We start from the raw sequence: 18,856 nt of genomic DNA, 5'->3' as shown, positions 1-18,856 counted from the left end.
TTAAAGAAAATAAGAATTAAGAAACCGACGAGAAGAGGAATATAAGTGTCAACAGTAGAGAAGATCGATCTAGCTACGGTTCGCAATATCGGAATCATGGCTCACATCGACGCGGGCAAAACCACGACTACTGAGCGCATCCTTTTCTACACAGGTATCTCATACAAGATCGGTGAAGTGCACGAAGGTGCAGCAACGATGGACTGGATGGAGCAGGAACAAGAGCGCGGTATCACTATCACCTCTGCTGCAACCACATGTATGTGGAAGGGCAACCTGATCAACATCATCGATACACCGGGCCACGTTGACTTCACAGTTGAAGTAGAACGTTCACTCCGTGTTCTCGACGGTGCAGTTGCTGTATTCGACGGTGTTGCTGGTGTTGAACCACAATCTGAAACAGTATGGCGCCAAGCAGATCGTTACTCAGTTCCACGTATCTGTTTCGTAAACAAGCTTGACCGTACAGGTGCTTCATTCGACAAGTGCGTAGGCATGATCAAGGATCGCCTTAACGCGGTTGCTCTCGTTCTTCAGCTTCCAATCGGAAACGAATCAGATTTCATCGGTGTAGTTGACCTCATCGCAATGAAGGCGCTTGTATGGCGCGGCGAAACTAAAAAGGGCGAAGACTACGTAGTCGAAGAGATTCCAGCTGACATGGCTGATAAGTGCAAGGAAGCTCGTGCAGCAATGCTCGAAACTCTTGCTGAGAACGATGATGCAATCATGGAGAAGTTCCTCGAAGGTGCAGAACTTTCAGAGGACGAAATCATTGCTGGTATCCGTCGCGCAACAATCTCTGCAAAGCTTTCACCAGTTCTTACAGGTTCTGCCTTTAAGAACAAGGGTGTTCAGCCAATGCTTGATGCTGTAAACCGTTACCTTCCATCACCACTCGATATCGATGCAATCGTCGGTACAGATATGAACGATTCAGAAGTTGAAATGAAGCGCCTTCCAAAGAACGAAGAGCCATTCTCAGCACTCGCGTTCAAGATCATGACTGATCCACACCTTGGAAAGCTCACATTTATCCGTGTTTACTCAGGCGTTCTTGAGACAGGATCAACAATCCTTAACTCAACAAAGAACCGCAAAGAGCGCATCGGAAAGATTTACCAGATGCACGCAAACAAGCGCGAAGAACGCGACAACGTTGGTGCGGGCATGATCGTTGCTGTTATGGGTCTTAAGGACACAACAACAGGCGAAACACTTTGCGATCCTGCAAAGCCAGTAATTCTCGAGTCAATGGACTTCCCAGCACCAGTTATCTCTGTTGCTATCGAGCCAAAGACAAAGGGCGACCAGGAAAAGCTTGGCGTTGCAATTCAGCGTCTATCTGAAGAAGACCCAACATTCCACGTTGAAACTGATGAAGAAACAGGTCAGACAATCATCGCTGGTATGGGTGAACTTCACCTCGAAATCCTTGTCGACCGTATGCGTCGCGAATTTAAGGTTGAAGCTAACGTCGGTAAGCCACAGGTTGCATACCGCGAAACACTTCGTAAGCCAGTTGCACGCCACGACTACACACACAAGAAGCAGACAGGTGGTTCTGGTCAGTTCGCAAAGATTCAGATCGCTATCGAGCCACTTCCAACAGGTGAAGTTGAGGGCGGATACGAATTCGTAAACAAGATCACTGGTGGTCGCGTTCCACGCGAGTACATCCCATCAGTTGATGCAGGTTGTAAGGAAGCGATGACAGCAGGACCACTTGCTGGATATCCACTTACAGATGTACGAGTAACTCTTCTTGACGGCGCGTATCACGATGTTGACTCATCGGAACTCGCATTCAAGGTGGCTGGTATCGCAGCGTTTAAGGAAGCAGCAAAGCTTGCTGATCCTGCAATTCTCGAACCAGTGATGAAAGTCGAAGTTGTTACCCCTGAAGACTTCATGGGTGATGTCATCGGCGATCTCAACAGTCGTCGTGGCCAAATTCAGGCCATGGACGAGCGGTCAGGTGCCCGCGTTGTTAGGGCGCTAGTTCCGTTGTCAGAGATGTTCGGCTATGTCGGCGATCTCCGCTCCAGAACACAAGGTCGCGCGAGCTACAGCATGGAGTTCGACAGCTATGCCGAAGTTCCAGGCAACGTCGCAAAGGAAATCATTGCGAAAGTTCGCGGCGAATAACCCTAATAAGCACAAAACACAATCCCTAATAACTAAGCACTAGATAAACGAAAGAGGAACCAAAATGGCAAAAGCCAAGTTCGAGCGCACAAAGCCGCACGTTAACATCGGAACCATCGGCCACATTGACCACGGTAAGACAACACTTACTGCTGCGATCTCAAAGGTCTTGCACGACAAGTACCCTGATGTAAACCCATTCACACCTTTTGATCAGATCGATAAGGCGCCAGAAGAGCGCCAGCGCGGTATCACAATCTCTATCGCACACATCGAATACCAGACTGAAAAGCGTCACTACGCACACGTTGACTGCCCAGGCCACGCTGACTACATCAAGAACATGATCACTGGTGCTGCACAGATGGACGGAGCAATCCTCGTTGTTGCAGCTACAGACGGCCCAATGCCACAGACTAAGGAGCACGTTCTCCTTGCTCGTCAGGTAGGCGTTCCATCAATCGTTGTTGCACTTAACAAGTCAGACATGGTTGATGACGAAGAAATTCTTGAACTCGTTGAAATGGAAGTTCGTGAACTTCTTTCTAAGTACGAGTTCCCAGGCGATGACACTCCAATCGTTCGTATCTCAGCACTTAAGGCACTTGAGGGTGACCAGAAGTGGGCAGATAAGTTGATGGAGCTCATGGATGCAGTAGATGCATTCATCCCACAGCCAGCTCGCGAAATCGACAAGCCATTCCTTATGCCAGTTGAAGACGTTTTCACAATCACAGGTCGTGGAACAGTTATCACCGGTCGTATCGAGCGCGGCGTCGTAAAGGTCAACGAAGAAGTTGAAATCGTTGGTATCCGCACAGAGGCTCAGAAGACAACTGTTACAGGCGTCGAAATGTTCCGTAAGTTGCTCGACGAAGGTCAGGCTGGCGAGAACGTCGGACTTCTTCTTCGTGGACTTAAGCGTGAAGATGTAGAGCGTGGTCAGGTTGTTTGCAAGCCTGGCTCAATCACACCTCACACAGAGTTCGATGCATCTGCATACATCCTTTCAAAGGATGAAGGCGGTCGTCACACTCCATTCTTCAACAACTACCGTCCACAGTTCTACTTCCGTACAACTGACGTGACTGGCGTTGTAACTCTTCCAGAAGGCACCGAAATGGTTATGCCTGGCGATAACACTGAGATGGCAGTAACTCTCATCCAGCCAATCGCGATGGAAGAAGGACTCCGCTTCGCAATCCGCGAAGGTGGCCGCACAGTAGGTGCGGGTCGCGTTACAAAGATCAAGAAGTAACTCTTGTAAGAGTGGCGGTGGCCTAAAAACCACCGCCACTCAATACAAGGCAAATTCAATGATGAAAGTCATCTGAATATGAAGATTTAGTGCAGTAAAGCTTGAAAATTAAAAACAGAAGATTGAACTAACGAAAGTAAAGAGGAGAACGACATGGCGGGACAAAAGATCCGCATTCGACTCAAGGCGTATGACCACGAGGTAATTGACTCATCAGCGAAGAAGATCGTTGAGACAGTCGAGCGCACTGGTGCAACCGTCGCGGGTCCAGTGCCGCTACCAACAGAGAAGAACACCTATTGCGTGATTCGCTCTCCTCACAAATATAAGGACAGCCGCGAGCACTTCGAGATGCGCACACATAAGCGCCTCATCGACATCATCGACCCAACACCTAAGACTGTTGATTCATTGATGCGTCTCGACTTGCCAGCTGGCGTCGACATCGAGATTAAGCTCTAAGGAAAGGACGAAAACCATGGCATATACAGTTGTAACTCAGTCTTACGGTTCGTCCATCAAGGGCGTTCTCGGTAAGAAGCTTGGCATGACCCAAGTATTCGACTCTAATAACAAGATGATTCCTGTAACAGTAGTTTCAGTTGATTCATGCGTTGTTACATCGATTCGCACACCTGAGAAGGATGGCTACTCAGCTGTTCAGCTCGGCTTCGGCGCAATCGATCCAAAGAAGATTTCAAAGCCACTCGCTGGTCAGTATGCAAAGTCAGGCGTCACTCCTCGTCGCTCAATTGCAGAACTCCGCACATTGTCAGCTGCTGATTACACAGTTGGACAAGAGATTGGCGCATCAACATTTGCTGTCGGCGATATCGTCGATGCAACCGGAACATCAACCGGTAAGGGAACTGCTGGCGTTATGAAGCGCCACGGCTTCGGTGGTCTTGGTTCTTCACACGGTGTAGATCGTAAGCACCGTATGCCAGGTTCAATCGGCGCATGTTCAACACCAGGTCGCGTTTTCAAGGGAATGCGCATGATGGGTCGTATGGGTAACGAGAAGGTCACTACACAGAACCTCACAGTTCAGGGTGTTGATCTCGAGCGCAACCTACTTCTTATCAAGGGTGCTGTTCCAGGTACCGATGGTGGTCTCGTCTTTATCCGCTCAGCTGCCAAGAAGGCAATTGTTGAAACTGTAAAGGCTGGTATGTAACCATGGCGCTTACACTCGAAGTTAAGAACGCAGAAGGAAAGAAAGTTGGCTCAGTTGATTTGCCAGCAGAAATCTTTGATGCGCAGACAAACATTCCTTTAATTCACCAAGTCGTAACAGCTCAACTTGCAGCTGCGCGTCAAGGTACACAGAAGGCAAAGAACCGTGGAGAAACTTCAGGTTCAGGTAAGAAGCCTTTCAAGCAGAAGGGAACAGGTCGTGCTCGTCAGGGTTCTGTCCGTGCTCCTCTTCAGCGCGGCGGCGGTGCTGCACACGCAGTTCGTCCACGTTCATATTTCCAGCGCACACCAAAGAAGATGATCGCAGCAGCACTTCGCGGCGTTCTCTCTGACCGTCAGCGCAACGAGCGTATTCACGTTCTTGACTCTGTAACAGCAGCTCCTTCAACAAAGGCAGCTCTCGCAGCAGTTCGTCAGTTCTCAACACGCAAAAACCTTTTGGTTGTTGTCTCACGTAACGAGGACGCTGCATGGCGTTCACTTCGTAACGCTGATGACCTCCACCTTCTAGTACCAGATCAGCTCAATGCATATGACATCTTGAAGTCAGATGATGTTGTCTTCTCAGAAGCAGCAATCAAGGATTTCTTGAAGTTTAAGGCAACTGGCAAGTCTGTTAAGTCAGTAGCACGCGAGAGTGAGGTATCTGCATAATGAAGGATCATCGCGACGTTTTGCTAGCACCAGTTGTCTCTGAAAAGAGCTACGGGTTGCTAGATGAAAACAAGTACACATTCCTGGTTGCACCAGATGCTAATAAGACAGAGATCAAGATCGCTGTTGAAAAGGTATTCGGCGTAAAGGTCATTAGCGTCAACACAATGAACCGCCAAGGAAAGAATAAGCGCACACGTTTTGGTGATGGAAAGCGCAAAGACACTAAGCGAGCAATCGTTCATGTGGCCGCTGGCGACCGTATCGACATCTTCGGAGGCCCTGTCTCGTAATTGAGATAGGACCTTAAAGAGAGGAAACCTCATGGCACTTCGCAAACTTAAGCCGACTACACCAGGTCAGCGTGGAGCAACTGTTCCAGATTTCGCAGAAATCACTCGCTCAACACCTGAAAAGTCACTTATCCGTCCGATCCACTCAAAGGGTGGTCGTAACAATCAGGGTCGCATCACTGTTCGTCACCAAGGTGGCGGTCACAAGCGTGCTTACCGTCTTATCGATTTCACACGAAATGATAAGGATGGTATTCCAGCAAAGGTTGCGCACATTGAATACGATCCAAACCGCACAGCGCGTATCGCACTTCTTCACTATGCAGATGGAGAAAAGCGTTACATCATCGCTCCAAATAAGCTTGAGCAAGGTGCAACTATTGAAAACGGTCCAAAGGCCGATATCAAGCCAGGTAACAACTTGCCACTTCGCAACATCCCAGTAGGTACAACTGTTCACGCAATCGAACTTCGCCCAGGTGGCGGAGCGAAGATCGCTCGTTCAGCTGGCGCTTCAGTTCAGCTCGTTGCTAAAGATGGTCCATACGCACAACTTCGTATGCCATCTGGAGAAATCCGTAACGTAGATGTTCGTTGCCGCGCAACTGTTGGTGAAGTTGGAAACGCAGAACAAATCAACATTAACTACGGAAAGGCTGGTCGTAAGCGCTGGTTAGGCGTTCGTCCATCTGTTCGTGGTGTTGTTATGAACCCTGTCGACCACCCTCACGGTGGTGGTGAAGGTAAGACCTCTGGTGGACGTCACCCAGTGACACCTTGGGGTAAGCCTGAAGCACGTACTCGTAAGAAGAAGGCTTCAGATTCAATGATCGTCCGTCGTCGTAAGTCGAACAAGAAGCGCTAAGGAGCCCTCATGCCACGTAGTCTCAAGAAGGGCCCATTCATTGATGGGCATCTCACCAAAAAGGTGGATGCGCAAAATGAAGCCAATACAAAGAATGTCATTAAGACATGGTCTCGACGCTCGATGATCTCGCCTTCAATGATTGGACACACAATTGCGGTACACGACGGTCGCAAGCATGTCCCTGTATTTATTACCGACGCAATGATCGGTCACAAGCTTGGTGAGTTCGCACCAACACGAACATTCCGCGGACACGTTAAAGATGATCGGAGAGCATCACGTGGCTAATACACAAGACGCACTCGTAGCTCGCGCAGTATTGCGCGACATTCGCCACACACCACAGAAGGCTCGTCGCGTTGTCGACTTGGTTCGTGGAATGCGTGCGGATGAAGCACTTAACGTTCTCAAGTTTGCACCACAGGCTGCAGGAACAGACGTGTACACACTTCTTAACTCTGCAATCGCAAATGCGAAGCAGCAGAACCCAGCAATCCGTGATGCTTCAGAGCTCTGGGTTGTAGAAGCACTCGTTGACGAGGGACGCACAATGAAGCGTTTCCGCCCACGTGCACAGGGTCGCGGTTTCCGTATCCTCAAGCGCTCAAGCCACATCTCAGTAGCTGTCAGCGATACAAAGGCGACTTCGAAGTCAATCTCTCGCACATCAAACCGTGCGCAGACACGCAATCCAAAGCGTTCTGAAAAGTCACCACTCAATACACAAGCAGCGAAGGGAGCGTCCAACTAATGGGTCAAAAAGTAAACCCACACGGCTTCCGCCTCGGCATCACAACTGAATTTAAGTCACGTTGGTATGCAGATAAGTTGTACAAGGATTACGTCAAGGAAGATGTCGAAATCCGCCGACTTATGCAGAAGGGCATGGAGCGCGCAGGCGTTTCACGCATCGAAATCGAGCGCACACGTGATCGTGTACGTATCGACCTTCACACTGCTCGTCCAGGAATCGTTATTGGTCGCCGCGGACAAGAAGCTGACGTTCTTCGTCAGAAGCTTGAGAAGCTCACCGGCAAGCAGGTTCAGCTCAACATTCTCGAAGTTAAGAATCCAGAAATTGATGCACAGCTTGTTGCACAAGGAATCGCCGAGCAGCTTGCTGCACGTGTTTCATTCCGTCGTGCAATGAAGAAGTCAATGCAGTCAGCGATGAAGGCAGGAGCGCAGGGCATTCGTGTTCAGTGCGGTGGTCGTCTCGGTGGTGCAGAAATGTCACGTTCTGAGTTCTACCGTGAAGGACGCGTTCCACTACACACACTTCGCGCTGATATTGATTACGGTTTCTACGAAGCTGCAACAACATTCGGTCGCTTGGGTGTAAAGGTTTGGATCTACAAGGGTGAAGTTATTGGTTCACGTGCAGAGCGTGCTGAAAAGGCACTTGCTGAAGCACGCGCACCAAAGCCAGAACGCCGCGGACCACGTACACCACGTGCTCCACGCGCAGAGGTCACAACTTCACAAGCAGCTCCAACTGAAGCAGCAACACCAGCTACAGAAGGAGGCGCTGAATAATGTTGATCCCTCGCAAGGTTAAGCACCGTAAGCAGCACCACCCATCACGCTCAGGCGCATCAAAGGGTGGAACACAGGTTGCATTTGGAGACTTCGGTATCCAGGCACTTGCTCCTGCATATGTCACTAACCGTCAGATCGAAGCAGCGCGTATCGCGATGACTCGTTACATCAAGCGTGGTGGAAAGGTTTGGATCAACATTTATCCAGATCGTCCACTTACAAAGAAGCCAGCTGAAACTCGTATGGGTTCCGGTAAGGGTTCTCCAGAATGGTGGATCGCAAACGTGAAGCCAGGTCGCATTATGTTTGAAATTTCAGGCGTAACAGAGGCAGTAGCTACTGAAGCTATGCGCCTTGCGATTCACAAGCTCCCAATGAAGTGCCGCGTTGTAAAGCGTGAGGAGGCATAACCATGGCGATTACTAATGAAGAACTTCGTCAGCTAACTGCTGAAGAGTTAACTGCAAAGCTTCGTGAAGGTAAGGAAGAACTCTTCAACCTTCGCTTCCAGGCTGCAACAGGTCAGCTCGAATCACATGGTCGTCTCGGTGCAGTTCGCAAAGAGATTGCTCGTATTTACACAATTATTCGTGAACGCGAATTAGGAATTGGAGGCGCTGCGTAATGGCTACTAATACCGAAGATCGCGGATCTCGTAAGACTCGTGAAGGCATTGTTGTCTCAGACAAGATGGATAAGACCATCACCGTTGAGGTATCAAATCGTGTTGCACACGGTATGTACTCAAAGGTCATGAGCCGCACACACAAGCTCAAGGCACATGATGAGACAAACTCAGCAGGCACTGGTGACCGCGTATTGATCATGGAAACACGACCAATCTCAGCATCAAAGCGCTGGCGTTTAGTTCAAATCATCGAGAAAGCTAAGTAAGGGGCGAATAAAGAATGATTCAACAAGAATCCCGCCTACGCGTTGCGGATAACACAGGAGCTAAAGAGCTTCTCTGTATCCGTGTACTCGGAGGATCAAAGCGCCGTTACGCAGGCATCGGTGACATCATCGTCTGTTCAGTCAAGGATGCAATTCCTGGCGGACAGGTTAAGAAGGGTGAAGTCGTAAAGGCTGTCATCGTTCGTACAGTTAAAGAACGTCGTCGTCCAGACGGTTCTTACATCAAGTTTGACGAGAACGCAGCTGTCATCCTCAAGGCTGACGGCGAACCACGCGGAACTCGTATCTTCGGACCAGTTGCTCGCGAACTCCGCGACAAGAAGTTCATGAAGATCATTTCACTCGCTCCGGAGGTGCTCTAACCATGGCGAAGATTAAGAAGAATGACGAAGTCTTGGTTATCGCTGGCAAGAACAAGGGCGTAACCGGCAAGGTCCTTCATGTAGATGGAGACCGCGTAACTGTTGAAGGCGTAAACCGCATTCAGCGCCACACAAAGGAATCAACAACCGAACGTGGCGTCAAGGTCGGCGGAATCATCACACAGGAAGCATCAATCCATATTTCAAACGTCATGATCGTTGATGGAGATGGCAAGGCAACACGTCTTGGCGTTCGCACAACTGAAGACGGTTCAAATGTTCGTATCTCACGTCGCACAGGAAAGGACATCTAATGAGCACAACTACAGATGTTCGTCTCAAGGCTCGCTACAAGAGCGAAATCCAATCTGCGCTTAAGAGCGAATTCGGATATTCAAATCCAATGCAGATTCCTACACTCGTAAAGATTGTTGTCAATATGGGTGTTGGCGAAGCTGCTCGTGATTCAAAGTTGATCGAAGGTGCAATCAAGGACCTCGCAATCATCACCGGTCAGAAGCCACAGGTCACCAAGTCACGCAAGTCAATCGCGCAGTTCAAGCTTCGCGAAGGCATGCCAATTGGTGCACACGTAACGCTTCGCGGAGATCGTATGTGGGAATTCGCAGATCGTCTTCTCTCAATCTCTCTTCCACGTATCCGTGACTTCCGCGGCTTGTCACCAAAGCAATTTGATGGAAAGGGCAACTACACCTTCGGTCTTACCGAGCAGGTTGTATTCCCAGAAATCGAACAAGACAAGATCGACCGCACACGCGGTATGGATATCACGATCGTAACTACAGCTAAGAACGACGCTGAAGGTCGCGCACTACTTAAGGCGCTCGGCTTTCCTTTCAAGGAGGCATAAGAATGGCTAAAACATCACTCAAGGTTAAAGCTGCTCGCAAGCCAAAGTTCAAGGTTCGCGGTTACACACGTTGCCAGCGTTGCGGTCGTCCGCACTCTGTCTACCAAAAGTTTGGAATTTGTCGCATCTGCTTCCGTGAAATGGCGCACCGCGGCGAACTTCCAGGCATCAGCAAGGCATCTTGGTAATAACTACAAACGAATAAAGTCCTGACAAATTGTCAGGAAACTAATTTGAGAAAGGCCACAGGCCACGTATGACAATGACAGATCCAATCGCAGACATGCTTTCACGTCTGCGCAATGCGAACTCTGCCTACCATGATTCGGTTTCAATGCCGTCATCATCGGTCAAGGTACGAATTGCAGAAATCCTCAAGCAAGAGGGTTTCATTGCAGATCACCGCGTTGAAGCAGCATCAACAGGAGTGGGAAAGAATCTCGTTCTTGATCTTAAGTTCGGTGCAAACCGTGAGCGCTCAATCGCAGGCCTTCGCCGCGTGAGCAAGCCAGGACTTCGCGTTTACGCAAAGTCAACTGCGCTTCCTAAGGTTCTCGGCGGACTCGGAGTTGCAATCATTTCAACTTCATCAGGTCTCTTGACTGATAAGCAGGCAAATAAGAAGGGTGTAGGCGGAGAAGTTCTCGCTTACGTATGGTAACCATCTAATGTCACGTATCGGTCGTATGCCTATCGCCGTTCCAAGCGGTGTAGAAATTTCAATCACAGGTCAGAACGTTGCAGTGAAGGGACCTAAGGGTTCACTCGCACTTGCAGTTCCAGCACCTATCCAGGTTTCACAAGCAGATGGTGTTATCACCGTTGCTCGTCCAAATGAAGAGCGCGTAACACGTTCACTTCACGGCCTATCTCGCACACTCGTTGCGAACATGGTCGAAGGTGTAACTAACGGTTACTCACTCACAATCAACATCGTTGGTGTTGGTTACCGTGTTGCTGAAAAGGGCAAGGATCTTGAATTCCAGCTCGGCTACAGCCACCCAATTACATTCCCAGCTCCAGAAGGAATCACCTACAAGGTTGAATCACCAACTAAGTTGATTATCAGCGGAATCGATAAGCAGCTCGTTGGAGAAACCGCAGCGAAGGTAAAGAAGCTTCGCAAGGCAGATCCTTACAAGGGCAAGGGCTTGCGTCTTGAAGGCGAAGTTATTCGTCGCAAGGCAGGAAAGGCAGGTAAGAAGTAATGGCAATCGGAGTTAAGGTCCGCAAGGGCTCAGCGCAGAACGCGCGTGCTCGTCGTGCTTTCCGTCTTCGTAAGAAGATCTCAGGCACACCATCACGTCCACGCCTCGTCGTTTCACGTTCATCACGCCACCTGTTCGTTCAGGTTATTGATGACACAACAAGCCAGACAATTGCTTACGCATCAACAATGGAAGCAGATCTTCGCAAGGCATCTGGCGATAAGACAGATAAGTCCAAGAAGGTCGGAGCACTCATTGCTGAACGCGCTAAGAAAGCTGGAATTTCTACAGTTGTCTTTGACCGCGCAGGTAACAAGTACCACGGTCGTATCGCAGCAGTTGCAGATTCTGCACGAGAGAACGGATTGGAGTTCTAATGGCTGTTAATCCAACTAACGATGCAGCGCCAGCAACAACTGGCGCACCTGCAAACAAAGGTCGTGGCGAACGCCGCGAACGTCGTGATGATCGCGAGAAGGAGAAGTCTCCATACACCGAGCGCGTGGTTTTCATTAACCGTGTGTCTAAGGTTGTTAAGGGTGGACGTCGCTTCTCATTCACAGCACTCGTTGTTGTGGGCGATGAAAACGGCACAGTAGGAATTGGTTACGGAAAGTCCAAGGAAGTTCCACAAGCAATTGCTAAGGCTGTCGAAGAAGCTAAGAAGTCATTCTTCACAGTCCCACGCGTTCAGGGAACTATTCCTCACCCAGTTCAGGGTGAAACAGCAGCGGGCGTAGTTCTTCTTCGCCCAGCAAGTCCAGGTACCGGAGTTATCGCTGGTGGTCCTGTTCGTGCCGTACTTGAGTGCGCTGGTGTTAAGGATGTTCTTACTAAGTCTCTCGGTTCTTCAAATGCAATCAACATGGTTCATGCAACCGTTGCTGCACTGAAGATGCTCGAGTCACCTGCACAGATTGCAACTCGTCGCGGTCGTCCGCTCGAAGATGTAGCTCCTGCAGCAATTATCCGCGCTTCACAGATGACAGTTGGTGCCTAATGCCACGTTTGAAAATCACTCAGGTTAAGTCAACCGTTGGCAACAAGCCAGAGATTCGTAACACTGTTCGTTCACTCGGACTCAAGCGAATCAACGATGTTGTCGTTAAAGAAGACCGTCCAGAAATTCGTGGCATGGCAGTAGCTGCTCGCCACTTGATCAAGGTAGAGGAGGTCGAATAAAGATGACACTAAAACTTCATCATCTTCGTCCAGCTCCAGGTGCTAAGAAAGCTAAGACTCGTAAGGGTCGCGGTGAAGCATCAAAGGGTAAGACCGCAGGTCGCGGTGGCAAAGGTACTCACGCTCGTAACACGGTTCGTCCAGGTTTCGAAGGTGGTCAGCTTCCACTCGTAATGCGTCTGCCAAAGCTTCGTGGTTTTAAGAACCCAGCTCGCATTGAATACCAGGCAGTGAATGTCTCAACAATCAACGCACTCTTCCCAAAGGGTGGCGATGTAACTGTTGCTGATCTCATTGCAAAGGGTGCAGTTCGCGATTCATTGCCTGTAAAGGTTCTTGGAAATGGCGATATTGCAGTCAAGGTTTCAGTTACAGCACATGCATTCTCAGCATCAGCGGTCGAAAAGATCTCTGCAGCTGGCGGATCAACAGCAACACTGTAATAACTACTAGTCGTGATTTGTTAGAGGGAGAAGATTGATGCTTTCAGCATTTGGAATGGCCTTTAAGACGCCTGAACTTCGTAAGAAAATCTTCTTCACTCTCTCAATCATGGCTCTCTTCCGTTTCGGCTCTGTCGTACCTACACCTGGCGTTTCATATACAAACGTCAAGCAATGTATCGATCAGGCGCAGACCGGGGGACTCTTTGGTCTCATCAACCTCTTCTCAGGTGGAGCACTTCTTCAGCTCTCAGTTTTCGCACTTGGCATCATGCCTTACATCACCGCTTCAATCATTATTCAGCTTCTTACCGTTGTAATCCCACGCTTTGAAGCTTTGAAGCAAGAAGGCCAGTCAGGTACCGCAACACTTACTCAGTACACACGTTACTTAACAATCGGTCTTGCAATCTTGCAGTCAACTGGTTTGGTTGCAGTTGCACGTACACCAGGTCGTTTGATCTCAGGTTGTTCACTTCCAATCATTCCTGATGCTTCATGGCAGCGAATTCTTACAATGATCGTTGTAATGACAGCTGGAACATCTGTAATCATGTGGCTCGGTGAGCTCATTACAGATCGCGGCGTCGGTAACGGTATGTCGATCTTGATCTTCACATCTATCGCAGCAGGTTTCCCAAGCCAGCTCTGGTCAATCAAGCTTCAAAAGGGCTTGTTCGCATTCCTCTTTGTCTGCGCAGTCGGAGTCTTGGTTGTTGCAGCAGTTGTATTCGTTGAGCAGGCACAGCGTCGAATTCCTGTGCAGTACGCAAAGCGCATGGTGGGACGTCAGGCTTACGGCGGAACATCTACATATATTCCAATTAAGGTTAACCAGGCTGGTGTTATCCCGGTTATCTTCGCATCATCACTTTTGTATATCCCTTCACTTCTCGTGAACTTCACCAATAGCCAAGCTGGTTGGGCTGTTTGGATCTCACGTAACTTGGTGAGCGGTGATCACCCAATTTATATGGCTGCTTATGCAACCCTCATTATTTTCTTCACCTACTTCTACGTTGCAATTACATTTAACCCAGATGAGGTTGCAGACAATATGAAGAAGTACGGCGGATTTATTCCAGGCATCCGTGCGGGACGACCAACATCTGAATACCTTCAGTATGTGCTCTCACGCATTACAGCGCCTGGTTCTCTCTACCTCGCACTTGTTGCGATTATTCCGATCCTTGCTCTTATCGTCTTCGGTGCATCACAGAACTTCCCATTCGGTGGAACTGCGATCCTCATCGTTGTCGGTGTTGGTCTCGATACTGCAAAGCAGATCGAAAGCCAGTTGCAGCAGCGTTCATATGAAGGTTTCTTGAAGTAATGCGTTTAGTCCTGGTAGGTCCACCAGGTGCTGGTAAGGGAACACAAGCTCAGTTTCTAGCCGCGCACTATTCAATTCCGCATATTTCTACGGGCGATATCTTCCGCGCAAACCTCAAAGCCAGCACGCCTCTTGGTCTGCAGGCAAAGGGTTATATGGATGCAGGTCAGTTAGTTCCTGACGAAGTCACCAATGAGATGGTTAAAGATCGCCTGACTCACGATGACACAGCAAATGGTTTTCTCCTCGATGGATTCCCACGTAACACTGTGCAGGCAGAAGTTCTCCGCGCATTTCTAGCAGAAAAGCGCACACCACTAGATGCAGTTCTTGAACTCGCAATCGAGAACGAGATCATCATCAAGCGCCTTTCATCACGTCTTACCTGCAAGAACTGTGGCGCACCTGCTTCACCTGAAGCAACTGCCTGCCCATCTTGCGGTGGCGAGCTCTACCAGCGCGAAGATGACAAGGAAGAAGTCATCGCAAAGCGCCTTGCTGTCTATGAAGAACAGACTGCGCCAATCGTGCACTTCTACCGCACCGAAGGTTTGCTCATCACAATTTCAGCAGATGGTGAAGTTTCTGAAATTACAGATCGTGCAATTACAGCGCTAAGCCGCGTTCACGGCTAACTTTTACTATGGCAATTCAGATAAAGGACCTTGATCAAATCAAGGTTATGCGCCGCGCTGGTTTAGTTGTCGCAGAGATTCATCAACTTATTCGCGAAGCAATTAAGCCAGGAATGACCACTAGCGCACTGGATGCAATTTCTGCAGCCCACATCAAGCGCAGCGGAGCAACATCAAACTTCTTCAACTATCACGGCTTCCCAGCGACAATCTGCGTATCCATTAACGATGAAATCGTCCATGGAATTCCAGGGCCAAAGATCATCAACGAAGGCGATGTCGTCTCAATCGATTGCGGCGCAATCGTCGATGGTTGGCATGGAGATGCAGCCTTCTCAGTTGGAATTGGAAAAGTCGATCCTGAAGATCAGAAGTTGATGGACACCTGCGAAGAATCGATGTGGGTCGGAATAGCAGCTGGCAAGAACGGTGTAAAGCTTTCAGATATTGGTTATGCCATCGAGCAGTACATCAATTCGCAAGGTAAGTACGGAATTTTGCAAGAGTACGGCGGACATGGCATCGGAACAGAGATGCATCAAGAGCCACACGTTCTCAACTTTGGCAAAGCTGGCAATGGACCTGAAATCATTCCTGGAATGGCACTCGCCATTGAACCGATGATTACTCGTGGAACACATAAGACCAAGGTGCTCAGTGATGAGTGGACAGTTATTTCCAACGATAAATCTCGTGGGGCTCACTTCGAACACACCTATGTCATCTGCCCAGACGGCAAGCCATTTGTCCTCACAGCCCTCGATGGGGGCCGGGCTGAACTAGCTCGCTTCGGGGTCGAAATCTCCGATCTTTTGGCCTAATTTCCTGCGTGTTGAAGGGGCTCAATAGGTCAGTTTTGGCCGATTTCCCTTATAAGGGGGGCCTCCCATAGAATCGCCCTTCGTTCAATTCAAAAAAGAGAAGAAGGTATTGATCCTTGGCAAGTAAAGATGGTGCGATCGAAATCGAAGGCACTGTTGCTGAGGCGTTACCTAACGCAATGTTTCGTGTTGAACTAACAAATGGACACAAGGTCTTGGCACATATCAGCGGAAAGATGCGAAAGAACTACATTCGTATTTTGCCTGCTGACCGTGTGATCGTAGAACTCAGTCCATACGACCTTACAAAGGGTCGAATTATTTACCGTTACAAGTAATTAATTCGCCACTAACAAAAGGAAATTCGCGTGAAGGTTAATCCAAGCGTGAAGAAGATTTGCGACAAGTGCAAAGTCATTCGTCGCAAAGGTCGCGTAATGGTGATCTGCGAAAATCTTCGTCACAAGCAGCGTCAGGGCTAATACCCAGACAATAAGTACGCGTGATGCGACTTAACTAGAAATAGTTAAGACCCCCGGACCGGTAGGCCAGGGCTCGATAAATATGTCGAGGAGCATTGCGGAGGACCTCCGGATACAGAATGGTTGAATAAATGGCACGTCTAGTCGGTGTCGATCTTCCACGCGAAAAGCGTGTAGAGATTGCACTCACCTATATTTTCGGAATGGGTCTAACCCGTTCCCACGAAACGCTCAAGGCAACTGGGATTTCTCCAGATACCCGCGTTAAAGATTTGCAAGAATCAGAACTTGCTCAGCTTCGTGAATACATCGAAGCTAACTACAAAATCGAAGGTGATCTCCGCCGCGAAATCGCAGGCGATATCCGTCGTAAAGTCGAAATCCAGAGCTACCAAGGTATTCGTCACCGCAAGGGACTTCCTGTACGTGGTCAGCGCACACATACAAACGCTCGTACTCGTAAGGGTCCACGTAAGGCAATTGCCGGTAAGAAGAAGGTGACTAAGTAATGGCCGCTCCTAAATCAAAGTCCGCTGCCGCAACAAAGGGCAAGGTAAAGCTTCGTAAGAAAGAGAAGAAGAACGTTGCAGTTGGTAAGGCTTTCATCAAGTCAACCTTCAACAACACAATCATCTCTATTACAGATCCAACCGGCGCTGTTATCTCTTGGGCATCATCTGGCCAAGTAGGTTTCAAGGGCTCACGTAAGTCGACTCCATTCGCAGCACAGCTTGCAGCAGAAGCAGCAGCTCGTCGCGCACAGGAGCACGGCCTTAAGAAAGTAGATGTATTCGTAAAGGGACCTGGTTCCGGACGCGAAACTGCAATCCGTTCATTGCAAGCAGCAGGCCTAGAAGTTGGAGCTATCTCAGATACAACTCCAGCTCCACACAATGGCTGCCGCCCACCGAAACCTCGTCGAGTTTAAGGAAGGAAGAGAATAAATGGCTCGTTATACCGGAGCAGACTGCAAGCGTTGCCGTCGCGAAAAAGTAAAGCTCTTCCTCAAGGGCTCAAAGTGCGATGGACCAAAGTGTCCGATCGAATCACGTCCTTATCCACCAGGACAGCACGGCCGTGGCCGTTCAAAGGAATCTGAATACCTATTGCAGATGCGTGAAAAGCAGAAGTGCGCACGTATCTACGGTGTTCTCGAGAAGCAGTTCCGTGGTTACTACGAAGAGGCAAACCGCAAGCAGGGCAAGACTGGTGAAAACCTTCTCGTCATCCTTGAGACACGTCTCGACAACGTTGTATTCCGCGCAGGCTTTGCAAAGTCACGTGACATGGCACGCCAGTTGGTTCGCCACGGTCACTTCGTTGTAAATGGTAAGAAGGTAAATATTCCTTCATTCCGTGTCTCTCCAATGGACATCATCGATGTTCTTCCAAAGTCACACGACCTCACACCATTTATCGTCGCAAGCGCAGAGTTCGGTGAGAAGTCTGTTCCAGCGTGGATGGAAGTTGTTGCATCACAGATGCGCATCATCATTCACGGCGTACCTGCTCGATCAGTGATCGATACACAGGTTCAAGAACAGCTCATTGTTGAGCTCTACAGCAAGTAATTTTTCTAACCCCTAGAGGAAATCAAATAGTGGATTTCCGCGAGAAGAAAGAGGAGCAACAGTGCTAATTGCACAACGCCCAACGCTTAGCGAAGAAGTAATTTCCGAGAACCGCTCACGTTTCATCATTGAACCGCTTGAGCCAGGTTTCGGCTACACACTCGGCAACTCAATGCGCCGTACCTTGCTTTCATCTATTCCAGGTGCAGCAGTTACAAGCATTCGCGTTGCCGGAGCTCTCCACGAGTTCACAACACTTGAAGGTGTAAAGGAAGACCTCACAGATATCGTCTTGAATATTAAGAACCTTGTTCTTTCAAGCGATAACGATGAGCCTTCAGTTATCTACATCCGCAAGTCAGGTGCAGGCGCTGTTACAGGTGCTGACATTGCTGTTCCAAGTGGCGTAGAAGTTCACAACCCTGAACTCCACATCGCAACACTTAACGGCAAGGCAAACCTCGAAATCGAACTTACTGTCGAGCGCGGTCGTGGCTACGTCACAGCTGTACAGAACAAGCAAGCTGGAGCAGAGATTGGTCGCATTCCTGTTGACTCAATCTATTCACCAGTTTTGAAGGTTACATACAAGGTAGAAGCAACTCGCGTTGAACAGCGCACAGACTTCGATCGTCTTGTTGTTGATGTCGAAACAAAGCCATCAATGAAGCCACGCGATGCTGTTGCATCAGCTGGTAAGACACTTGTTGAACTCTTCGGTCTTGCACGCGAACTCAATCTTGATGCTGAAGGTATCGAGATGGGGCCATCTGTTATGGATGCTGCTCTTGCTGCTGATCTTGCTCTTCCAATCGAAGATCTCGATCTCACAGTTCGTTCATACAACTGCTTGAAGCGCGAAGGCATTCACACAGTTGGAGAGCTCGTCAACCGTTCAGAGGCTGACCTACTCGACATCCGTAACTTTGGATCAAAGTCAATCGACGAGATCAAGGCGAAGCTTGTATCAATGGGAATGTCTCTCAAGGACAGCCCAGCAGGTTTCGATCCATCACAACACCAGAACTACAACGTGTCAGATGAAGACTTCGCTGACGCAGATCAGGCATAAG

General features: G+C 49.2%; 32 protein-coding genes. All 32 read left to right on the top strand.

The genetic code is table 11. The annotated features are described in order from the left end of the window. The first annotated feature begins 45 nt into the window (after positions 1 to 45). The 32 genes from fusA to A1sIA56_RS05475 all read left to right on the top strand — a co-directional run bounded on the left by fusA (position 46) and on the right by A1sIA56_RS05475 (position 18,855). Positions 46 to 2,151 carry an elongation factor G gene (fusA, locus tag A1sIA56_RS05630; protein ID WP_095673929.1) on the top strand — a complete coding sequence of 702 codons (2,106 nt, stop codon included), beginning with the start codon at positions 46 to 48 and terminating at the stop codon, positions 2,149 to 2,151. Between the two features lie 64 nt (positions 2,152 to 2,215). After that, positions 2,216 to 3,409 (top strand): elongation factor Tu, encoded by a 1,194-nt coding sequence (gene tuf / locus A1sIA56_RS05625; RefSeq protein WP_095673928.1) that lies wholly within the window; start codon positions 2,216 to 2,218, stop codon positions 3,407 to 3,409. A 153-nt stretch (positions 3,410 to 3,562) separates the two neighbouring features. Continuing rightward, complete coding sequence (gene rpsJ / locus A1sIA56_RS05620) at positions 3,563 to 3,871, top strand: 30S ribosomal protein S10 (protein ID WP_017955300.1); 309 nt, start codon at positions 3,563 to 3,565, stop codon at positions 3,869 to 3,871. A 16-nt stretch (positions 3,872 to 3,887) separates the two neighbouring features. Beyond that, on the top strand, positions 3,888 to 4,586 hold the full coding sequence (gene rplC / locus A1sIA56_RS05615; protein ID WP_095673927.1) for a 50S ribosomal protein L3: 699 nt from the start codon (positions 3,888 to 3,890) through the stop codon (positions 4,584 to 4,586). Between the two features lie 2 nt (positions 4,587 to 4,588). Beyond that, entirely contained in the window at positions 4,589 to 5,260 is a 672-nt protein-coding gene (gene rplD, locus A1sIA56_RS05610; protein ID WP_095531029.1) for a 50S ribosomal protein L4, read from the top strand. Continuing rightward, entirely contained in the window at positions 5,260 to 5,553 is a 294-nt protein-coding gene (rplW, locus tag A1sIA56_RS05605; RefSeq protein WP_095531030.1) for a 50S ribosomal protein L23, read from the top strand. The genes rplD and rplW overlap by 1 nt, the downstream gene beginning before the upstream one ends. Positions 5,554 to 5,584: 31 nt before the next feature. Next, positions 5,585 to 6,418 (top strand): 50S ribosomal protein L2, encoded by an 834-nt coding sequence (gene rplB, locus A1sIA56_RS05600; protein WP_095673926.1) that lies wholly within the window; start codon positions 5,585 to 5,587, stop codon positions 6,416 to 6,418. 9 nt (positions 6,419 to 6,427) lie between these two features. Then, positions 6,428 to 6,709: a 30S ribosomal protein S19 gene (rpsS, locus tag A1sIA56_RS05595; protein ID WP_095531032.1), complete on the top strand. Its 282-nt coding sequence runs from the start codon at positions 6,428 to 6,430 to the stop codon at positions 6,707 to 6,709. Further along, positions 6,684 to 7,172, top strand: coding sequence for a 50S ribosomal protein L22 (rplV, locus tag A1sIA56_RS05590; protein WP_190276995.1), 489 nt, complete (start codon positions 6,684 to 6,686; stop codon positions 7,170 to 7,172). The genes rpsS and rplV overlap by 26 nt, the downstream gene beginning before the upstream one ends. Further along, positions 7,172 to 7,957: a 30S ribosomal protein S3 gene (gene rpsC / locus A1sIA56_RS05585; RefSeq protein ID WP_095673924.1), complete on the top strand. Its 786-nt coding sequence runs from the start codon at positions 7,172 to 7,174 to the stop codon at positions 7,955 to 7,957. Before rplV ends, rpsC begins: the two co-directional genes overlap by 1 nt. Further along, positions 7,957 to 8,370, top strand: coding sequence for a 50S ribosomal protein L16 (rplP, locus tag A1sIA56_RS05580; RefSeq protein WP_095531035.1), 414 nt, complete (start codon positions 7,957 to 7,959; stop codon positions 8,368 to 8,370). Before rpsC ends, rplP begins: the two co-directional genes overlap by 1 nt. Positions 8,371 to 8,372: 2 nt before the next feature. After that, entirely contained in the window at positions 8,373 to 8,585 is a 213-nt protein-coding gene (gene rpmC, locus A1sIA56_RS05575; protein WP_095531036.1) for a 50S ribosomal protein L29, read from the top strand. Beyond that, positions 8,585 to 8,854 carry a 30S ribosomal protein S17 gene (rpsQ, locus tag A1sIA56_RS05570; RefSeq protein WP_017955290.1) on the top strand — a complete coding sequence of 90 codons (270 nt, stop codon included), beginning with the start codon at positions 8,585 to 8,587 and terminating at the stop codon, positions 8,852 to 8,854. The genes rpmC and rpsQ overlap by 1 nt, the downstream gene beginning before the upstream one ends. A gap of 14 nt (positions 8,855 to 8,868) precedes the next feature. Continuing rightward, a complete protein-coding gene (gene rplN / locus A1sIA56_RS05565) occupies positions 8,869 to 9,237 on the top strand; it encodes a 50S ribosomal protein L14 (protein WP_017955289.1) in 369 nt (122 codons plus the stop codon). A 2-nt stretch (positions 9,238 to 9,239) separates the two neighbouring features. Further along, positions 9,240 to 9,551 (top strand): 50S ribosomal protein L24, encoded by a 312-nt coding sequence (rplX, locus tag A1sIA56_RS05560; protein ID WP_095673923.1) that lies wholly within the window; start codon positions 9,240 to 9,242, stop codon positions 9,549 to 9,551. Further along, positions 9,551 to 10,108 (top strand): 50S ribosomal protein L5, encoded by a 558-nt coding sequence (gene rplE, locus A1sIA56_RS05555; RefSeq protein ID WP_095673922.1) that lies wholly within the window; start codon positions 9,551 to 9,553, stop codon positions 10,106 to 10,108. The genes rplX and rplE overlap by 1 nt, the downstream gene beginning before the upstream one ends. A gap of 2 nt (positions 10,109 to 10,110) precedes the next feature. Further along, a complete protein-coding gene (locus tag A1sIA56_RS05550) occupies positions 10,111 to 10,296 on the top strand; it encodes a type Z 30S ribosomal protein S14 (protein ID WP_017955286.1) in 186 nt (61 codons plus the stop codon). A 68-nt stretch (positions 10,297 to 10,364) separates the two neighbouring features. After that, complete coding sequence (rpsH, locus tag A1sIA56_RS05545) at positions 10,365 to 10,769, top strand: 30S ribosomal protein S8 (protein ID WP_095673921.1); 405 nt, start codon at positions 10,365 to 10,367, stop codon at positions 10,767 to 10,769. Between the two features lie 7 nt (positions 10,770 to 10,776). Next, positions 10,777 to 11,316 (top strand): 50S ribosomal protein L6, encoded by a 540-nt coding sequence (gene rplF, locus A1sIA56_RS05540; RefSeq protein ID WP_095673920.1) that lies wholly within the window; start codon positions 10,777 to 10,779, stop codon positions 11,314 to 11,316. After that, on the top strand, positions 11,316 to 11,693 hold the full coding sequence (gene rplR / locus A1sIA56_RS05535; protein ID WP_095673919.1) for a 50S ribosomal protein L18: 378 nt from the start codon (positions 11,316 to 11,318) through the stop codon (positions 11,691 to 11,693). Before rplF ends, rplR begins: the two co-directional genes overlap by 1 nt. Further along, the gene (gene rpsE, locus A1sIA56_RS05530; protein WP_095531042.1) at positions 11,693 to 12,316 is read left to right on the top strand and encodes a 30S ribosomal protein S5; all 624 of its coding nucleotides are present in this window, start codon (positions 11,693 to 11,695) and stop codon (positions 12,314 to 12,316) included. The genes rplR and rpsE overlap by 1 nt, the downstream gene beginning before the upstream one ends. After that, a complete protein-coding gene (gene rpmD, locus A1sIA56_RS05525; RefSeq protein WP_017955281.1) occupies positions 12,316 to 12,498 on the top strand; it encodes a 50S ribosomal protein L30 in 183 nt (60 codons plus the stop codon). The genes rpsE and rpmD overlap by 1 nt, the downstream gene beginning before the upstream one ends. Before the next feature lie 2 nt (positions 12,499 to 12,500). Next, positions 12,501 to 12,941: a 50S ribosomal protein L15 gene (gene rplO, locus A1sIA56_RS05520; protein ID WP_017955280.1), complete on the top strand. Its 441-nt coding sequence runs from the start codon at positions 12,501 to 12,503 to the stop codon at positions 12,939 to 12,941. Between the two features lie 37 nt (positions 12,942 to 12,978). Further along, the gene (gene secY / locus A1sIA56_RS05515) at positions 12,979 to 14,274 is read left to right on the top strand and encodes a preprotein translocase subunit SecY (protein ID WP_095673918.1); all 1,296 of its coding nucleotides are present in this window, start codon (positions 12,979 to 12,981) and stop codon (positions 14,272 to 14,274) included. Next, positions 14,274 to 14,909 (top strand): adenylate kinase, encoded by a 636-nt coding sequence (locus tag A1sIA56_RS05510; protein WP_095673917.1) that lies wholly within the window; start codon positions 14,274 to 14,276, stop codon positions 14,907 to 14,909. The genes secY and A1sIA56_RS05510 overlap by 1 nt, the downstream gene beginning before the upstream one ends. Positions 14,910 to 14,917: 8 nt before the next feature. Then, on the top strand, positions 14,918 to 15,730 hold the full coding sequence (gene map, locus A1sIA56_RS05505; RefSeq protein WP_095673916.1) for a type I methionyl aminopeptidase: 813 nt from the start codon (positions 14,918 to 14,920) through the stop codon (positions 15,728 to 15,730). Positions 15,731 to 15,846: 116 nt separating this feature from the next. Further along, positions 15,847 to 16,068 (top strand): translation initiation factor IF-1, encoded by a 222-nt coding sequence (infA, locus tag A1sIA56_RS05500; RefSeq protein ID WP_017955276.1) that lies wholly within the window; start codon positions 15,847 to 15,849, stop codon positions 16,066 to 16,068. A 30-nt stretch (positions 16,069 to 16,098) separates the two neighbouring features. Continuing rightward, positions 16,099 to 16,212: a 50S ribosomal protein L36 gene (gene rpmJ, locus A1sIA56_RS05495; protein ID WP_017955275.1), complete on the top strand. Its 114-nt coding sequence runs from the start codon at positions 16,099 to 16,101 to the stop codon at positions 16,210 to 16,212. Positions 16,213 to 16,343: 131 nt separating this feature from the next. After that, positions 16,344 to 16,721: a 30S ribosomal protein S13 gene (rpsM, locus tag A1sIA56_RS05490; protein ID WP_029166716.1), complete on the top strand. Its 378-nt coding sequence runs from the start codon at positions 16,344 to 16,346 to the stop codon at positions 16,719 to 16,721. Further along, positions 16,721 to 17,140: a 30S ribosomal protein S11 gene (rpsK, locus tag A1sIA56_RS05485; protein WP_095673915.1), complete on the top strand. Its 420-nt coding sequence runs from the start codon at positions 16,721 to 16,723 to the stop codon at positions 17,138 to 17,140. The genes rpsM and rpsK overlap by 1 nt, the downstream gene beginning before the upstream one ends. A 16-nt stretch (positions 17,141 to 17,156) precedes the next feature. Beyond that, positions 17,157 to 17,783 carry a 30S ribosomal protein S4 gene (gene rpsD / locus A1sIA56_RS05480; RefSeq protein ID WP_095531052.1) on the top strand — a complete coding sequence of 209 codons (627 nt, stop codon included), beginning with the start codon at positions 17,157 to 17,159 and terminating at the stop codon, positions 17,781 to 17,783. A 61-nt stretch (positions 17,784 to 17,844) separates the two neighbouring features. After that, positions 17,845 to 18,855 (top strand): DNA-directed RNA polymerase subunit alpha, encoded by a 1,011-nt coding sequence (locus tag A1sIA56_RS05475; RefSeq protein ID WP_017955271.1) that lies wholly within the window; start codon positions 17,845 to 17,847, stop codon positions 18,853 to 18,855. The last annotated feature ends 1 nt before the right edge of the window (position 18,856 follow it).

The organism is Candidatus Planktophila sulfonica (assembly GCF_002288065.1).
Lineage (GTDB): Bacteria > Actinomycetota > Actinomycetes > Nanopelagicales > Nanopelagicaceae > Planktophila > Planktophila sulfonica.
This window is presented reverse-complemented; position numbering and strand designations above follow the sequence as displayed.

Bases quoted from the DNA above. Each gene is read 5' to 3' on its own strand.
- tuf (WP_095673928.1), top strand. From the start codon at position 2,216: ATGGCAAAAGCCAAGTTCGAGCGCACAAAGCCGCACGTTAACATCGGA.
- rpsJ (WP_017955300.1), top strand. From the start codon at position 3,563: ATGGCGGGACAAAAGATCCGCATTCGACTCAAGGCGTATGACCACGAG.
- rplC (WP_095673927.1), top strand. From the start codon at position 3,888: ATGGCATATACAGTTGTAACTCAGTCTTACGGTTCGTCCATCAAGGGC.
- rplD (WP_095531029.1), top strand. From the start codon at position 4,589: ATGGCGCTTACACTCGAAGTTAAGAACGCAGAAGGAAAGAAAGTTGGC.
- rplW (WP_095531030.1), top strand. From the start codon at position 5,260: ATGAAGGATCATCGCGACGTTTTGCTAGCACCAGTTGTCTCTGAAAAG.
- rplB (WP_095673926.1), top strand. From the start codon at position 5,585: ATGGCACTTCGCAAACTTAAGCCGACTACACCAGGTCAGCGTGGAGCA.
- rpsS (WP_095531032.1), top strand. From the start codon at position 6,428: ATGCCACGTAGTCTCAAGAAGGGCCCATTCATTGATGGGCATCTCACC.
- rplV (WP_190276995.1), top strand. From the start codon at position 6,684: ATGATCGGAGAGCATCACGTGGCTAATACACAAGACGCACTCGTAGCT.
- rpsC (WP_095673924.1), top strand. From the start codon at position 7,172: ATGGGTCAAAAAGTAAACCCACACGGCTTCCGCCTCGGCATCACAACT.
- rplP (WP_095531035.1), top strand. From the start codon at position 7,957: ATGTTGATCCCTCGCAAGGTTAAGCACCGTAAGCAGCACCACCCATCA.
- rpmC (WP_095531036.1), top strand. From the start codon at position 8,373: ATGGCGATTACTAATGAAGAACTTCGTCAGCTAACTGCTGAAGAGTTA.
- rpsQ (WP_017955290.1), top strand. From the start codon at position 8,585: ATGGCTACTAATACCGAAGATCGCGGATCTCGTAAGACTCGTGAAGGC.
- rplN (WP_017955289.1), top strand. From the start codon at position 8,869: ATGATTCAACAAGAATCCCGCCTACGCGTTGCGGATAACACAGGAGCT.
- rplX (WP_095673923.1), top strand. From the start codon at position 9,240: ATGGCGAAGATTAAGAAGAATGACGAAGTCTTGGTTATCGCTGGCAAG.
- rplE (WP_095673922.1), top strand. From the start codon at position 9,551: ATGAGCACAACTACAGATGTTCGTCTCAAGGCTCGCTACAAGAGCGAA.
- A1sIA56_RS05550 (WP_017955286.1), top strand. From the start codon at position 10,111: ATGGCTAAAACATCACTCAAGGTTAAAGCTGCTCGCAAGCCAAAGTTC.
- rpsH (WP_095673921.1), top strand. From the start codon at position 10,365: ATGACAATGACAGATCCAATCGCAGACATGCTTTCACGTCTGCGCAAT.
- rplF (WP_095673920.1), top strand. From the start codon at position 10,777: ATGTCACGTATCGGTCGTATGCCTATCGCCGTTCCAAGCGGTGTAGAA.
- rplR (WP_095673919.1), top strand. From the start codon at position 11,316: ATGGCAATCGGAGTTAAGGTCCGCAAGGGCTCAGCGCAGAACGCGCGT.
- rpsE (WP_095531042.1), top strand. From the start codon at position 11,693: ATGGCTGTTAATCCAACTAACGATGCAGCGCCAGCAACAACTGGCGCA.
- rpmD (WP_017955281.1), top strand. From the start codon at position 12,316: ATGCCACGTTTGAAAATCACTCAGGTTAAGTCAACCGTTGGCAACAAG.
- rplO (WP_017955280.1), top strand. From the start codon at position 12,501: ATGACACTAAAACTTCATCATCTTCGTCCAGCTCCAGGTGCTAAGAAA.
- secY (WP_095673918.1), top strand. From the start codon at position 12,979: ATGCTTTCAGCATTTGGAATGGCCTTTAAGACGCCTGAACTTCGTAAG.
- A1sIA56_RS05510 (WP_095673917.1), top strand. From the start codon at position 14,274: ATGCGTTTAGTCCTGGTAGGTCCACCAGGTGCTGGTAAGGGAACACAA.
- map (WP_095673916.1), top strand. From the start codon at position 14,918: ATGGCAATTCAGATAAAGGACCTTGATCAAATCAAGGTTATGCGCCGC.
- rpsM (WP_029166716.1), top strand. From the start codon at position 16,344: ATGGCACGTCTAGTCGGTGTCGATCTTCCACGCGAAAAGCGTGTAGAG.
- rpsK (WP_095673915.1), top strand. From the start codon at position 16,721: ATGGCCGCTCCTAAATCAAAGTCCGCTGCCGCAACAAAGGGCAAGGTA.
- rpsD (WP_095531052.1), top strand. From the start codon at position 17,157: ATGGCTCGTTATACCGGAGCAGACTGCAAGCGTTGCCGTCGCGAAAAA.